General features: G+C 71.9%; 13 protein-coding genes. 11 read left to right on the top strand and 2 right to left on the bottom strand.

All coding sequences use genetic code 11. The features are described from left to right. Nucleotides 1-18: 18 nt before the first annotated feature. A complete protein-coding gene (locus H7A73_RS02900; RefSeq protein ID WP_182064587.1) occupies nucleotides 19-849 on the bottom strand; it encodes an aldo/keto reductase in 831 nt (276 codons plus the stop codon). A gap of 56 nt (nucleotides 850-905) precedes the next feature. Then, on the bottom strand, nucleotides 906-1,325 hold the full coding sequence (locus tag H7A73_RS02905; protein ID WP_182064588.1) for a pilus assembly protein CpaE: 420 nt from the start codon (nucleotides 1,323-1,325) through the stop codon (nucleotides 906-908). Between the two features lie 237 nt (nucleotides 1,326-1,562). On the opposite strand from H7A73_RS02905, the gene H7A73_RS02910 reads away from it, so the two are divergent. From H7A73_RS02910 to H7A73_RS02960, 11 genes are all read left to right on the top strand, one after another. Then, nucleotides 1,563-4,214, top strand: a complete 2,652-nt coding sequence (locus tag H7A73_RS02910) for a glycoside hydrolase family 2 protein (protein ID WP_209132991.1) — start codon at nucleotides 1,563-1,565, stop codon at nucleotides 4,212-4,214. Nucleotides 4,215-4,365: 151 nt separating this feature from the next. Continuing rightward, nucleotides 4,366-4,641, top strand: coding sequence for a twin-arginine translocase TatA/TatE family subunit (gene tatA / locus H7A73_RS02915; protein ID WP_182064710.1), 276 nt, complete (start codon nucleotides 4,366-4,368; stop codon nucleotides 4,639-4,641). Nucleotides 4,642-4,745: 104 nt separating this feature from the next. Then, nucleotides 4,746-6,158: an MFS transporter gene (locus H7A73_RS02920; protein WP_182064589.1), complete on the top strand. Its 1,413-nt coding sequence runs from the start codon at nucleotides 4,746-4,748 to the stop codon at nucleotides 6,156-6,158. A gap of 53 nt (nucleotides 6,159-6,211) precedes the next feature. Beyond that, entirely contained in the window at nucleotides 6,212-8,380 is a 2,169-nt protein-coding gene (locus tag H7A73_RS02925) for an ATP-dependent Clp protease ATP-binding subunit (RefSeq protein ID WP_182064590.1), read from the top strand. Nucleotides 8,381-8,467: 87 nt separating this feature from the next. Then, entirely contained in the window at nucleotides 8,468-9,022 is a 555-nt protein-coding gene (locus H7A73_RS02930; RefSeq protein WP_182064591.1) for a DUF2231 domain-containing protein, read from the top strand. A 54-nt stretch (nucleotides 9,023-9,076) separates the two neighbouring features. Then, the gene (locus H7A73_RS02935; RefSeq protein ID WP_182064592.1) at nucleotides 9,077-9,730 is read left to right on the top strand and encodes a response regulator transcription factor; all 654 of its coding nucleotides are present in this window, start codon (nucleotides 9,077-9,079) and stop codon (nucleotides 9,728-9,730) included. A 41-nt stretch (nucleotides 9,731-9,771) separates the two neighbouring features. Beyond that, on the top strand, nucleotides 9,772-10,932 hold the full coding sequence (locus H7A73_RS02940) for a sensor histidine kinase (RefSeq protein ID WP_182064593.1): 1,161 nt from the start codon (nucleotides 9,772-9,774) through the stop codon (nucleotides 10,930-10,932). Next, nucleotides 10,929-11,462 (top strand): hypothetical protein, encoded by a 534-nt coding sequence (locus tag H7A73_RS02945; protein WP_182064594.1) that lies wholly within the window; start codon nucleotides 10,929-10,931, stop codon nucleotides 11,460-11,462. Before H7A73_RS02940 ends, H7A73_RS02945 begins: the two co-directional genes overlap by 4 nt. Continuing rightward, nucleotides 11,459-12,613 carry a peptidoglycan-binding protein gene (locus H7A73_RS02950; RefSeq protein WP_182064595.1) on the top strand — a complete coding sequence of 385 codons (1,155 nt, stop codon included), beginning with the start codon at nucleotides 11,459-11,461 and terminating at the stop codon, nucleotides 12,611-12,613. Before H7A73_RS02945 ends, H7A73_RS02950 begins: the two co-directional genes overlap by 4 nt. Continuing rightward, nucleotides 12,610-13,335 carry an ABC transporter ATP-binding protein gene (locus tag H7A73_RS02955; RefSeq protein ID WP_182064596.1) on the top strand — a complete coding sequence of 242 codons (726 nt, stop codon included), beginning with the start codon at nucleotides 12,610-12,612 and terminating at the stop codon, nucleotides 13,333-13,335. The genes H7A73_RS02950 and H7A73_RS02955 overlap by 4 nt, the downstream gene beginning before the upstream one ends. After that, a complete protein-coding gene (locus H7A73_RS02960; RefSeq protein ID WP_182064597.1) occupies nucleotides 13,332-14,519 on the top strand; it encodes an ABC transporter permease in 1,188 nt (395 codons plus the stop codon). Before H7A73_RS02955 ends, H7A73_RS02960 begins: the two co-directional genes overlap by 4 nt. Nucleotides 14,520-14,698 lie beyond the last annotated feature (179 nt).

The raw sequence follows: 14,698 nt of genomic DNA on the forward strand, positions 1-14,698 counted from the left end.
GCGCGGTGCCGGGACCGATCAGGCCGGCACGTAGTCGAACGTGTCGGGGTCCGGACCGGTGCGGTGGCCCTTGTCGAGGCCCGAGATGTCGGTCATGTCCTCGTCGGAGAGCTCGAAGTCGAAGATCGCGAAGTTCTCCTCGACCCGGGCACGGGTGACCGACTTCGGGAACACGATGTCGCCGCGCTGGATGTGCCAGCGGAGGACGACCTGTGCCGGGGACTTGCCGACCGAGCCCGCGATGCGGGTGATCGTCTCGTCGTCCAGGACCAGGCCCTGCGCGATCGGGGACCATGCCTCGGTGGCGATGCCGAGTTCGCGGTTGACGGCGCGGAGCTCGTCCTGCACGAGGTACGGGTGCACCTCGATTTGGTTCACCGACGGCGGGACGTCGGTCTCGGCACGCAGGCGGTGCAGGTGGTGCGCCTGGAAGTTGGAGACGCCGATCGAGCGGGCGGTGCCGTCGTGGTACAGCGCTTCGAGGGCCTTCCACGTCGGGACGAAGTCCGAGACGGTGGGGAGCGGCCAGTGGATGAGGAACAGGTCGGTGTAGCCGCCGAGCAGGTCGGCCGACTTCTTGCCGTTCTCCAGCGCAGCCTCGGGGGCGTGGAAGCCGTTGTTCAGCTTGGAGGTGACGAAGATCTCGGAACGGTCGATGCCGGACTCGGCGATCGCCTCGCCGACCTCCTTCTCGTTGCCGTACATCTCGGCGGTGTCGATGTGGCGGTAGCCGACCTCGAGCGCGGCCAGGGTGGCGGCCTTCGTCTCGGAGGGGTCGATCTGGAAGACACCGAAGCCGAGCTGCGGGATGGTCTTGCCGTCGTTCAGGGTGATGTTCGGAACGGTCATGACTCCATGCAACCAAACGTCCCTCAGCGCGCCTTCCGGGAACGTTCAGTCTCGCGTCACGCGAGCGCCGCCGTGATGTACGCCTGCAGCGCCTGTCCGTAGGCGATCGCCGGCACCTCGGACGCGAAGCTGCGGTCGGTGCCGCCGATCGTCGCCGTCACGGTGAAGACCACCCGACCGCCGACCTGCACACGGGTCAGCCCGACGAACGACGGCCCGAGCAGTTCGCGCAGCTGGTCCTCACGGGGCAGCCAGAGCGACTCGGTGGCGGTGACCGAGTCGAGCGCCCACTCGGTGGTGCCGTTGAAGCCGAGGATCGTGCCGGTGGGGGAGTCGTGCCGTTCGACGGTCATCTCGGACACCGTGTAGACGTCGTCGTCGATGCCGGGCTTGTCGATCACGAACCTGTCCCCGGTCTCGGGGTGCCAGCGGAGGCCGGCGTCACGGAGGGACCTGGCGAGTTCGACGGTGATCACGTTCCCACCCTGCCCGCGCGACCCGCCCCTGTCACCACCTAGGTTGCCGAAAGCATCCCGTACTAGCATCGCCGAGCACCCCTCGCGCGAGCGCAACCCGTTCGTGCGCGCGACGTGACGACGCCCGGGCAACCGGTGCCGCGCCTCCAGGCCGTGGGAACCGGCCGCGGGTCGGACGCCGGCCGGGGGCACCGACCGAGGCTGACGGAAACCCTGCCGCCGAAGAGAAGGACCCGCATGACCCTCGAACGCGAGGAACTCCGCGACGACTGGACCGTGACGATGGCCGGAGGAACCGGCGCGCCGGACGGTGTCGCGGGCCGCACCATCCCGGCGACGGTGCCGGGCCAGGTGCACACCGACCTGGAGCGGGAGGGCCTGCTGCCGGACCCGACGTTCCACCTGAACGAGCAGGCCGCGAAGTGGGTCGGCCGCGCCGACTGGGCCTACCGCCGAACGGTCGACGTCGACCCGCGGGGTCACGAGCGCGTCGACCTGGTCTGCGACGGTCTGGACACGGTCGCGGAGCTCAGCCTGGACGGCGTCGTCGTGGGCACGACCCGCAACATGCACCGCCGGTACCGGTTCGACGCCCGTGTGCAGACGGGCTCCGGCGGCACCACGAAGGACCTCGAGATCCTGTTCGAGTCGCCCTACCGCGAGGCCGGCCGGGTCGCCGCGAAGGCCGGCAGCATGCCCGGTCCCTACGACGAGCCGTTCCCGTACGTCCGCAAGATGGCGTCGAACTTCGGCTGGGACTGGGGTCTGACGGCGGTCACGAGCGGTCCGTGGCGGCCGGTCGCGATCGAGCGGTGGTCGACCGCGCGCCTGCGCGAGGTCCGCCCGCTCGTCGACGTCGAGGCCGGTGAGGGCGTGCTCGACGCGCACATCACCGTCGAGCGCTCGGGCATGAACGACCTGGACCAGGACGGCGAGGACGACGACCTCGTGCTCGTCGTCACCGTCAGCGGCGAGACCGAGGACGGCGGCACCACGCGCCAGCGGTCCCGCGCGCAGCTGACCCCGAAGGACGACGAGACGGTCGTCACCGTGCGCGTCCCCGAGGCGCGGCGCTGGTGGCCACGTGGCTACGGCGCGCAGCCGCAGTACGACGTCGTGGTCGAGCTGCAGACCGTCGACGGCGAGGTGCTCGACCGCGACACGTTCCGCACCGGGTTCCGGTCGACCCGCATCGAGACCCAGGTCGACGGCATCGGCCGCCCCTTCGCCGTGCACGTCAACGGCACGCTCATCGACGTCCGGGGCGTCAACTGGATCCCCGACGACGTCATCGTCTCGCGCGTCGACCGCGCGCGACTGGAGTCCCGGCTGGGTGCCGCGGCATCCCTCGGCACGAACCTCGTGCGCGTCTGGGGCGGCGGAGTGTACGAATCGCGCGACTTCTACGAGGTCTGCGACGAACTCGGTCTCCTGGTCTGGCAGGACTTCCCCTTCGCGTGCTCGGCCTACCCCGAGGTCGAGCCGATCCGCAGCGAGGTCATCGCCGAGGCGCGGGACAACGTCGCCCGCCTCGCCCGCCACCCCTCGCTGGTGGTCTGGAACGGCAACAACGAGAACATCTGGTTGCACGACGCCGACGGCTGGGGTGCGGAGCTGGGCGATCGGGGCTGGGGACTCGACTACTACCTCGACCTGCTGCCGACCATCGTCGACGCCGTCGACCCGTCGCGGTTCTACACGGTCGCGTCGCCGTGGTCCGGCTCCGAGTCGCTGCCCGCGAACGAGGTCGACCACGAGACGCACCACTCGTGGGACGTCTGGAACCGGCTGCCCGACACGGCCTACCGCGAGTCGGTGCCGCGCTTCGTGTCGGAGTTCGGCTGGCAGGCGCCGCCCGCCTGGCGCACGCTGCGCGACGCGGTCACGGACGCGCCGCTGCGGGTCGACTCGCCCGGTGTGGTCCACCACCAGAAGGCGGCCGACGGGATGGCCAAGCTGGCCCGCGGGCTGGAGCCGCGCTTCGGCGCGGTCGACCCGGCCGCGTTCGACGCGTGGCACTACCTGACGCAGCTGCAGCAGGCGCGGGCGATCGCGACCGGCATCGAGCACTGGCGCACGCACTGGCCGCGCAACACGGGTGTCGTGGTGTGGCAGCTGAACGACCTGTGGCCGGTGTCGTCGTGGTCGGCGATCGACTCGGCGGGGCGGCTGAAGCCGCTCGCGCACGAACTCCGCCGCCTGTACGACGACGTGCTGCTGACGATCCGTCCGGTGTCGTCGGTCCCGGTGACGCCGGGTGCGGAGCGGACTGGAGGCCCGGATCACCCGGGTGCATCGGCGACGGTCGGTGAGACGGCCGACCTGGGCGAGCTCGCGGACACGCTCTCGCTGGGGGTCTCGCCCGGCGCCTTCGGGTCCTCGCCCGTCGAGGTGGCCGTCCGGTCGACCCGCACCGGGCACGACAGCGTGGTGCGGGTGCGCCGGATCACCACGGCCGGCACGATCCTGGCCGAGGTGTCACTGCCGGTCCGGCTGTCGTCCGCGGGCGTCGCGGTCGTCGCCCTGCCCGAGTCGGTCGGTGTCGTCGACGACCCGGCCAACGAGCTCATCGTCGCCGACATGGACTGGCGCCGCGCGGTCTGGACCCCCGGTCCCGACGCCGCGATGCGGTGGGAGCCGGCGCGCTACCGGACCTCGTTCGCGGTGGTCGACGGTGGCCTGGACCTGACCGTCGAGGCCGACTCGCTCGTCCGCGACCTGCTGGTGCAGCCGGACCGGGTCGCCGTCGGTGGAACGGTCGACCGCGGGTTCATGACGCTGCTACCCGGCGAGCGTGTGGTGTTCCGGCTCGGCGGTGTGACCGAGGCAGACATCCCGGCGCTCCGCGAGGCGCCCGTGCTGTGGAGCATCGACCGCGTGCTCGGGTGACCGGGGTGCTTCCCTGTGCGAACGGTGTCCGTTCCGGGGGCCGGCCTGGGCATCCAGGGGCGGGGGAGTTACGATGGGGGCACACGGACTTCCGCCGCGTGGGTCGACGACGATCACCGGATGGCGACCAGTTCCAGATCAAGGAGTCATGATGCTCGGAAACCTGACCGGCCTTCACCTGCTGATCATCCTCGGGATCGTCATCCTGCTGTTCGGCGCGACGAAGCTCCCGGCGCTCGCCAAGGGCCTCGGCCAGTCGATCAACATCTTCAAGAAGGAGATGTCGGACGACGAGAAGAAGGCCAAGGGCGCGGACGGTACCGTGCAGAACACGACCGCCGGGCCGGCGGCGCCGGTGCAGCCGGTCGTCAACCCGGAGCCGTCGGTGCAGCCGAACGCGGACTCCCGCCACTACTCCCAGAACTAGGACACCCAGCCCCGTCCTGTCGGCAGCCCCCGCGACCACACCGGTCGCGGGGGCTTCGTCGTGCGGGATCGACCGCGGGGTCCCCCGTGCCGCAGGATGAGCACATGACCGTTCCCGCTCCCGTCCCCGCGCCGCACGGGGTCGCGCCCCTCCGGGACGACCGGCGGATCGTGCTGGTGGTGGCGATCCTGGCGTCGTTCGTCGTCGGGCTCGACTCGAGCGTCGTGAACGTCGCACTCCCCGCGATCCGGCAGGAGCTCGGCGGTGGACTCGTCGTGCAGCAGTGGGTCGTCGACGCGTACCTGGTCACGCTCGGCTCGCTCATCCTGGTCGCCGGCAGCCTGTCCGACCTGTTCGGCCGGGTCCGGATCATCACGTGGGGACTCGTGGTCTTCGGGATCGCGTCCGTGGTGTGCGCGATCGCCCCCACCGGCGAGGTGCTCATCGTCGCCCGGGCGCTGCAGGGCGTCGGCGGGGCGCTCGTCATGCCGAGCGCGCTCGCCCTCATCGTCGCGGCGTTCCGCGGGGCGGCGCAGGCGAAGGCCATCGGCACGTGGACGGCGTGGTCGAGTGCGGCCACGATCCTCGGCCCCGTGGTCGGCGGGCTCGTGGTGGACGGCATCGGGTGGCGGTGGGTCTTCGTGCTCACCGCGGTGCCGATCGCCGTGACGATCCCGCTGGTCCTGCGCATCACCGGCGACGTGCACCCCGCCTTCCGCCCGCGCGTCGACGTCGTCGGGGCCGTGCTCGCCGTGGTGGGTGTCGGCGGGGTCGTGCTGGGCCTCATCGAACAGGAGCGGCTGGGGTGGGGTGCGCCCGTGGTGGTCGGCGCGCTCGTGCTCGGTGCCGCCGCACTCGTGGCGTTCGTGCCGTGGGAACTGCGGGTGACGCGGACGACGGGTTCGCCGCTCGTGCCGCTCGAGTTGTTCCGGGCGCGGAACTTCACGGTCGGGAACCTCGCGACCCTGTCCATCTACGGGGCGCTCGGCATGGTCTTCTTCGTCGTCACGCTGTTCCTGCAGGAGGTGTGGCGGTTCCCGGCCTGGCTCGCCGGCCTCGCGACGCTGCCGCCGACGATCATGCTGCTCGCCCTCTCCACCGCCGTCGGGTCCGCGGCGGGTCGGTTCGGCCCGCGGTGGTTCATGGCCGCCGGGCCGGCGGTGGGCGCGGTCGGGGCGCTCCTGCTGCTGCTCGCCGGCGACGATCCGACCGGGTACTGGTGGTCGGTGTTCCCGGGGCTGGTGCTGATCGGCGTGGGCATCGCCCTGATGGTCACGCCCCTGACGAGCGCGGTGCTCGGGTCGGTGCCGCAGTCCGAGGCCGGGTCCGGTTCGGCCGTGAACAACGCGGTCGCGCGCATCGCCGGACTCGTCACGGTGGCACTGGCCGGCGTGGTGCTCGGCGGTGAGGTGAGCGTCGACGGGCTGCACCGGGCCATGGTGGTGATGGCGCTCCTGCTGCTGGCGGGTGCCGTCGTCTGCGCCGTCGGGATCCGGAATACCGTCGAGCGCACCTAAGTTGAGTGGAGTAGACTCAACTCCAGGACCACCGCAACGAAAGGACGGAACGCATGGCGAACCTCCAGGGCGCTCCTGACTCCCAAGAACGACAGAAGACCGCCCTCGAGCAGTACGGCATCGACCTCACGGCGATCGCGCGCAGCGGCAAGCTCGACCCCGTGATCGGACGCGACTCCGAGATCCGGCGCGTCTCCCAGGTGCTCACGCGCCGCACCAAGAACAACCCCGTGCTCATCGGCGAGCCCGGCGTCGGCAAGACCGCCGTCGTCGAGGGACTCGCGCAGCGCATCGTCGCCGGCGACGTCGCCGACTCCCTCAAGGACAAGCGGCTGATCTCGCTCGACATCTCCGCCCTCATCGCCGGCGCCAAGTACCGCGGCGAGTTCGAGGAGCGGCTCAAGTCCGTGCTCAAGGAGATCAACGACTCCGAAGGGCAGGTCATCACGTTCATCGACGAGCTGCACACCCTGATGGGTGCCGGCGGCGGCGAGGGGTCGGTGGCGGCCTCGAACATGCTCAAGCCGATGCTCGCCCGCGGTGAGCTCCGGCTCATCGGCGCGACGACCCTCGACGAGTACCGCGAGTACATCGAGAAGGACGCCGCGCTCGAGCGACGCTTCCAGCAGGTCTACGTGGGTGAGCCGAGCGTCGAGGACGCCGTGGCGATCCTGCGCGGACTCAAGGAACGCTACGAGGCGCACCACAAGGTGACGATCAACGACTCCGCCCTCGTCGCGGCCGCGAGCCTGTCGAACCGGTACATCTCCGGGCGACAGCTGCCCGACAAGGCCATCGACCTGATCGACGAGGCTGCGAGCCGGCTGCGCATGGAGATCGACTCCAGCCCGGTCGAGATCGACGAGCTGAAGCGGAACGTCGACCGTCTGCGGGTCGAGGAGTTCGCGCTCAAGCAGGAGAAGGACGACGCCTCGAAGGCCCGCCTCGAGACCCTGCGCAACGAGCTGCACACGCGCGAGGAACGGCTGGCCGAGCTCGAGCAGCGCTGGCAGGCCGAGCGTGCGAGCCTGAACCGCATCGGTGAGCTCAAGCAGCGGCTCGACGACCTGAACATGCGGTCGCAGCGAGCCCAGCGCGAGGCCGACTACGAACTCGTCTCCCGGCTCGAGTACGGCGAGAAGCCCCGCATCGAGGCCGAGCTCGCCGCCGCCGAACAGGCCGAGAGCGCCGACCGGATGGTGAACGACAGCGTCACCGACGAGGACATCGCCGCGGTCATCGCGCAGTGGACGGGCATCCCGCTCGGCCGGCTGCTGCAGGGTGAGACCGAGAAGCTCCTGCACCTCGAGAGCGAGCTCGGCCGCCGGATCATCGGGCAGCGCACGGCCGTGACCACCGTGTCCGAGGCCGTGCGTCGCACCCGCGCCGGCATCTCCGACCCGGACCGTCCGACCGGTTCGTTCCTGTTCCTCGGCCCGACGGGTGTCGGCAAGACCGAGCTGGCCAAGGCCCTCGCCGAGTTCCTGTTCGACGACGAGAAGGCCCTCGTCCGGATCGACATGAGCGAGTACGGCGAGAAGCACTCCGTGGCCCGCCTGATCGGTGCCCCGCCCGGGTACGTCGGGTACGAGGCCGGTGGACAGCTCACCGAGGCGGTCCGCCGCCGCCCGTACTCGGTGATCCTGCTCGACGAGATCGAGAAGGCACACCCCGAGGTGTTCGACGTGCTGCTCCAGGTCCTCGACGACGGGCGACTGACCGACGGCCAGGGCCGCACGGTCGACTTCCGGAACACGATCCTCGTGCTGACGTCGAACCTGGGGTCGCAGTTCATGACCGACCTGTCCCTGAGCGACGCGCAGCGGGAAGAAGCGGTCCGTGAGCTCGTGCAGCAGGCGTTCCGGCCGGAGTTCATCAACCGTCTCGACGACATCGTGGTGTTCCAGGCCCTGACGGCCGACGACCTCGGCCAGATCGTGTCGCTCTACGTCGACCGGCTGGCCCGCCGCCTGACCGATCGCCGGCTCGAGCTCGCCGTCACCCCCGAGGCACGCGGCTGGCTGGCGGAGCGCGGGTACGACCCGCTGTACGGCGCGCGGCCCCTGCGTCGCCTGATGCAGCGGCAGATCGACGACCGGTTGGCCCGCGCCATCCTGTCCGGTGACGTCCGCGACGGTGACACCGTCCGGGTGGACGTCGCCGCCGATGGCGACGGCCTGACGGTCGAGCCGTTCGAGCTCGCCGAGATCGTCGAGGAGTAGTCCACCGAGACGGACGGGAGGCCCGTCGCCGGGTCCTGGGACCGGTTCCTGGGACCGGTGACGGGCCGTTCGTCTACCGTCCACGGCATGCCTGAGATCCGCGCGATCCGCCGCCTCACCGACGCCGTCGAGCACGCGAGCGTGCTCGACAAAGCCGTCGACATCGACCGTGCCGTCGTGAACGCCCTGGCCAAGCCGAAGGCCCTGCGCCAGCTGCTGCACGGCGTGCCGTTCGGTCACCCGATCCACCCGCTCATGGTGCAGGTGCCGCTCGGCGCCTGGATCTCAGCAGCGGTGCTCGACCTGCTCGGCGGGAAGGGCAACGCGAAGGCCGCGAAGACCCTCGTCGGCGTCGGGGTGGTGTCGGCCGGCAGCGCATCGGTCGCCGGGTACGTCGACTGGTCCGAACTGGACCGCGAGCAGCTCCGGACGGGGTGGGTGCACCAGGCCGTGAACTGGGCGGGGCTGTCGCTGTACGGGCTGTCCTGGCTGGAGCGGAAGCGGGGCAACCACGGAGCGGGCAAGGTGCTCGGTCTCGCGGGACTCGCCGTCGTCAGTGTCGGTGGGTACCTGGGCGGACACCTGTCCTACCGGCAGCGCGCGGGCGTCAGCGACCACGGCGAGGTGCCGTTCGACGCGTAGTCCGAGCGCGGCTGCTCCCAGCCCGTCCACTGGAACATCACGTGCAATGTACGGATGCGTGTACTCGTGGTGGACGATGAAGGGGCCCTCGCCGACCTCGTCGCGAAGGGGCTGACCCGGCAGGACATGGCTGTCGACGTCACCTACCGTGGCGACGACGCCGACGAACTGCTCGGCGTCAACGACTACGACGTCGTCGTGCTCGACCGGGACGTCCCCGGACTGCACGGCGACGAGGTCGCCCGGCGGCTGGCATCGAGGGGGAGCCTCACCAGGATCCTCATGCTGACCGCGGCGACGTCCCTGACCGATCGGGTGAACGGCCTGGAGCTCGGAGCCGACGACTACCTGACGAAGCCGTTCGAGTTCCCCGAACTCGTGGCCCGCGTCCGTGCGCTCGGTCGACGCAGTGTCGCCCCGGTCGCGCCCGTACTCGAGCGCTCGGGGATCGTCGTGGACACCAACCGGCGGATGGCCACCAGGCAGGGGCGGCCCCTGGACCTGACGTCCAAGGAGCTCGGCGTGCTCGAGGAGCTGCTGCGCGCGGACGGTCGGATCGTGGCGGCCGAGGAGCTGCTCGAGAAGGTCTGGGACATGAACATCGACCCGTTCACCGCCGCGGTGCGGGTGACGATGTCGAAGCTCCGGAGGAAGCTCGGCGACCCGGACCCGATCCGCACGGTGCCGGGGCAGGGGTACGCGCTGTGACCCGCCGACCCCGGACGTGGAGCATCCGGACGCGCACGGCGGTGACCTTCGCACTCGCGGCGATGGCGTTGGCCGCGGGCGTGGTGGTCTTCAGCAACGTGATGTCCCTGGCCGGCGTCGGCGCCGGACTCGACACCGCAGCCTTCCGGACGGCGGTCCCGACGCCGGACTTCACGCCGGCGACGCGGGCCCGGGTCGACGGCGGTGCTGCGGGGACGCCCTCGGTCGCGGTGGTCCAGCTCGTCGCCGTGCAGCAGTGGCAGTGGTCGGCGATCGGCGTCGCGGTCGCCGGGGTCGCGGCGGGCGGCATCGGGTGGGTGCTCAGCCGACGGATGCTCCACCCGATCGACCGGATCACTGCGACCGCGAACCGGATCTCGGCGTCCAACCTGCACGAACGCATCGCCCTCGACGGCCCCGACGACGAGCTCCGGCGACTGTCCCGGACCGTCGACGACCTGCTCGACCGGCTGGAGGCCGCCTTCGCCAGCCAGCGGCGCTTCGTCGCGCAGGCCTCGCACGAGCTCCGCACCCCGCTCGCCGTCCAGCGTGCAGCGGTGCAGGTCGGGTTGACCGTCGACGCAGCCCCCGACGAGGTCCTGACCGTCCGGGACGAGCTGCTCGAGCAGAACCGCCGGACGGAGCACCTGGTCGAGTCCTTGCTCGTGCTGGCCGAGGCCGATCGCGGGCTCGCCGGAGCGACCCGGCCCGTCCACGTCGACGAGGTGACCGCCGCGGTGGTCGCGGCGATGGCGGGTGACGCGACCGACGCCGGGGTGACGCTCACCCACGAGACGCTCGACGGGCCTCCCGGCATGGTCGTCGACGGCGAGCCGACGCTCGTGCGGCAGGCGGTCGTCAACCTCGTCGGGAACGCCGTCGAGTACAACGGACCCGGCGGGTTCGTCCGGGTGACCACGTCGTCCGACGGCGTCGTCGTGGAGAACTCGGGGCCGGTCGTGCCCGACGACGAGGCTCCCTGCCTGGTCGAGCCCTTCTGGCGGCGCGACCCGACGCCCACCGCCCGGCGGCACAGCGGGCTCGGACTGTCCATCGTGGCGGCCATCGTGCAGGCGCACGGGTGGCGGCTGTCGGTGCGGGCGCGACCGGGTGGCGGCCTCGTGGTGCGGATCGGTGTTTCGCCGGTGCAACCCGATGTACCCGCGGTCCGAAACAGCCGGGGCGGTGTGCTGGATGCATGATGAAGCAGACGACGACACGCAAGCCCTCCGGGACCGTCCGCGGCTCCCGCTCCCTGGTCGCTCTGGCCGCCGCAGCCGTGTTGCTGCCGGGGTTCCTCGCCGGGTGCTCACCGACCACCTCGGACACCGACGCCGCCGGCTCGAGCGCCGTCGACGCGAAGGGCAACGACCTGGCGGAGTGCATGCGCGACAAGGGCTACGACATGCCGGACCCGACCGCGGGGAACGGTGGCGCCCAGGTGCAGGTGCCGGACGGGGTCGACCCGGACCAGTACACGGCGGACCTCGGGACGTGCATCGGTGACGGGGAGGGCGCCGGGGACGGCGTGCAGGCGAAGCCGATGGAGGGCCTCGACGACAAGCTCCGCGAGGCTGCGGCGTGCATCCGGGAGGAGGGGTTCTCGGACTACCCCGACGACGAGGCCGGCATGCGGTCCTACCGGCCCGACGACGAGGCCGCGTTCGAGGAGGTCGCGAAGACCTGCAACGAGCGGGCCTTCGGCTCGGACGTGGTCGGAGCGGGGGAGTGAGCCGCCCGACGCGGCGTCGCGCACTGGTGGCCGGGATCTGCCTGGTCGCCGTGCTCGGAGCGGGCGCAGGGACCTGGGCGATCGTCGGTGTCCGTGCGGGCGACTCGGCCTCGGCGACCTCCGGTCCCCGGTCCGGCACCGCTCGGCCCGACACGACGGCGCCGGTGACGAGGGGTGACCTGACGGACTCGAAGGTCTTCGCGGGCGCGCTCGGGTACGGGACGCCGGTCGGGATCCCCGGCGCGGCACCCGGCACGATCACCTGGTTGCCGCACCCCGGCGACGTGATCGAGCGCGACGGGGCGTTGTACGCGGTCGACGAGCAGCCCGTCCGGGCGCTGTACGGCGCGGTGCCGCTGTGGCGCGACCTGGCACGCGGCCGCAGCGGTGCCGACGTCCGGCAGCTCAACGAGAACCTGGCCGCCCTGGGGTACGACGTGTCCGTCGACGACGAGTTCGGTCCGCGCACGGAACGGGCGGTCCGGCAGTGGCAGCAGGACCGGGACCGCGAGGGGGACGGTGTGCTGACCGCGTCCGACATCGCGTTCGTGGACGGTCCGGTCCGGGTGGCCTCGGTCGGCGGGCGGCTCGGCCAGCCGACGGGCGCGGGCGGCGGGGCGACCGGGGCCGCCGGGCTCGGAGCTGCCGGCGGTGACGACCCGGGTGCTGCCGACGGCGGTGGAGCAGGCACCGTCGGCGGCGACGTCCTGCAGGTGACGAGTCCGAGGCGCATCGTGTCGGCGACCGTGTCCCAGCGCGATGCCGAGCGGCTCGCGGTCGGCACGCGGGTCGACGTCCGGGTCAACGGCGCCGGTGGACGGATGGCCGGCAGGGTGACGGACGTCGAACCGGTCACGGGCGACGACGGCGCGACCAAGGTGCAGGTCTCGGTGTCGTTCGATGCAGGGAAGCGGAAGCTCCCGACGGCGGCGTCGGCCCAGATCGACGCGAAGGGCACCACCGAGCGTGGTGTCCTGTCCGTCCCGGTCACGGCGTTGGTCGCCCGGGACGGCGGCCGGTACGCCGTCGACGTGGTCCGCCCCGACGGCACGACGGAACGCGTCCCGGTGCGCCCCGGGTTCTCCGCGGACGGCAGGATCGCGGTCACCGGGGACGTCGAGGCCGGCGACCGGGTGGTGGTGCCCGGATGAGCGGCGCGGTCCTGGCGTTGCGTGACGTCGTCAAGACGTACGGGGACGTCCACGCGCTGCGCGGCGTGTCGCTCGAGGTCGTCGCCGGCGAGTTCGTCGCGGTCGTCGGGCCGTCGGGTTCCGGCAAGTCCACGATGCTCAACATCGTGGGGACCCTCGACCGACCCACGTCGGGCACCGTCACGATCGCCGGCAACGACGTCGCGACGATGTCGGACGACGAGCTGTCACGCCTGCGAGCCGACCACATCGGGTTCGTCTTCCAGCACTTCCACCTGCAGACGGGGGCCACCGCCGCCGAGAACGTCGCGGACGGGGTGCTCTACGCGGGCGTCCCCCGTCGGGAGCGGCACCGTCTGGCGGTCGACGCGCTCGGCCGGGTCGGCCTCGGGCGCCGTGTGGACCACCGCCCGCACGAGCTGTCCGGCGGCGAGAAGCAGCGCGTCGCCATCGCCAGGGCGATCGTCGGCGGCCCGACGATCCTGTTGGCGGACGAGCCGACCGGGGCGCTCGACACCGCCTCGGGCGCGGCGGTCCTCGCCCTGCTCCGCGAGCTCAACGACGGGGGGACCACCGTGCTCGTGATCACGCACGACCTGGAGCTCGCCGCCTCCTTGCCACGGCAGGTGCGGATGCGGGACGGTCTCGTCTCGCAGGACGACGGGGCCGGTGCGGCCGCAGGTGCGGTTGCACTCGCCGCGGCGATCCGGGAGGACCGATGAGGGCCCGGGGGAGCGTCAGTCCCGCGGACCTGCTCCGGCTCGGGGTCTTCGGCCTGCGGACCCGCCCGGGCCGCGTCGTGCTGTCGGCGCTCGGCATCGCGATCGGCATCGCAGCGATGATCGCGGTCGTGGGGATCTCGTCGTCGAGCAAGGCGAAGCTCGACCAGGTGCTCGACGCGCTCGGCACGAACGTGCTGACGGTCACCCAGGCGCAGGGGTTCGGTGCACCCGAACCCCTGCCGACCACCGCCCTCGGATCGGCCCAGCGGCAACGGGAGGTCGAGTCCGCGGCGGCGGTCGGGACGGTGCCGGATGCCACGGTGTACCGGAACGACCACGTCCCCGCACCGGAGACGAAGGGCATCGGGGTGTTCGCCGCCTGGGGTGACGTGCCCGGGGTGCTCGGCGGCGGACTCGCGTCCGGACGCTGGATCGACGACGCGCACGGCGCGGCACCGCAGGTGGTCCTCGGCGCCGAGGCCGCGCGGTCGCTCGGGGTCGACCGCGTCCGCGCCGACACCCGCGTGTGGATCGGCGGGCAGTGGGTGCAGGTCGTCGGGGTCCTCGAGCCCGTCGAGCTGGCCGCTGACCTGGACCGCCAGGTCTTCGTCCCGCGGGGACTCGCCGGACAGCTCGGCTTCGACGGCGCACCGACCGCGGTGTACACCCGCGTCGACCCGACCCGGGTGGCCGAGGCCCGGGACATCCTCGCCGGCGCGATCCGCCCGGGGGCACCGCAGCAGGTGGGGGTCACGAGACCGTCCGACGCGCTCGCAGCGAAGAACGCAACGGACGACTCGTTCACCGGGCTGCTCGTCGGCATCGGCGGCGTCGCGCTGCTCGTCGGCGGGATCGGTGTGGCGAACACGATGGTGATCACCGTCCTGGAGCGCCGTGCCGAGGTCGGCGTCCGTCGGGCGCTCGGCGCACGTCGTCGGAGCATCCGCGACCAGTTCCTGGTCGAGTCGTTGCTGCTGTCGTTCCTCGGCGGGCTCGCCGGCGCCGTGCTCGGCGTCGCGGTGACGGTCGTCTTCGCCGTCACGCAGGGCTGGCCGGTCGCACTGCCGGTGTGGGCCGTCGTCGGCGGGCTCGGCGCCACGGTCGTGATCGGCGGGGTCTCCGGGCTCTACCCGGCGGCACGCGCAGCGCGGATCCCGCCGACGTCCGCCCTGGCGGCCGTCTGACGCGTGCGGTGGACGCTCGCAGGGGAGGCCCGGGGCCGGTCCGGCGGACCGGCGCCGGGCCTCCGGGCGGTCGCTTCCCGACGCCGGACGCGAGTCGCAGATCATGCCTGGTCATGACCACCTGGTCAAGCATCTGCACCGATCTGTTCGACATCCGTGATGACCCGGAAACACGCGGA

The sequence above is a fragment of the Curtobacterium sp. ME12 genome (assembly GCF_903970855.1).
In the GTDB taxonomy this organism is placed as follows: domain Bacteria; phylum Actinomycetota; class Actinomycetes; order Actinomycetales; family Microbacteriaceae; genus Curtobacterium; species Curtobacterium poinsettiae_A.

Coding starts and splice junctions, on each gene's coding strand:
- H7A73_RS02900 (WP_182064587.1), bottom strand. CDS start 849: ATGACCGTTCCGAACATCACCCTGAACGACGGCAAGACCATCCCGCAG.
- H7A73_RS02910 (WP_209132991.1), top strand. CDS start 1,563: ATGACCCTCGAACGCGAGGAACTCCGCGACGACTGGACCGTGACGATG.
- tatA (WP_182064710.1), top strand. CDS start 4,366: ATGCTCGGAAACCTGACCGGCCTTCACCTGCTGATCATCCTCGGGATC.
- H7A73_RS02920 (WP_182064589.1), top strand. CDS start 4,746: ATGACCGTTCCCGCTCCCGTCCCCGCGCCGCACGGGGTCGCGCCCCTC.
- H7A73_RS02925 (WP_182064590.1), top strand. CDS start 6,212: ATGGCGAACCTCCAGGGCGCTCCTGACTCCCAAGAACGACAGAAGACC.
- H7A73_RS02930 (WP_182064591.1), top strand. CDS start 8,468: ATGCCTGAGATCCGCGCGATCCGCCGCCTCACCGACGCCGTCGAGCAC.
- H7A73_RS02935 (WP_182064592.1), top strand. CDS start 9,077: ATGCGTGTACTCGTGGTGGACGATGAAGGGGCCCTCGCCGACCTCGTC.
- H7A73_RS02945 (WP_182064594.1), top strand. CDS start 10,929: ATGATGAAGCAGACGACGACACGCAAGCCCTCCGGGACCGTCCGCGGC.
- H7A73_RS02955 (WP_182064596.1), top strand. CDS start 12,610: ATGAGCGGCGCGGTCCTGGCGTTGCGTGACGTCGTCAAGACGTACGGG.
- H7A73_RS02960 (WP_182064597.1), top strand. CDS start 13,332: ATGAGGGCCCGGGGGAGCGTCAGTCCCGCGGACCTGCTCCGGCTCGGG.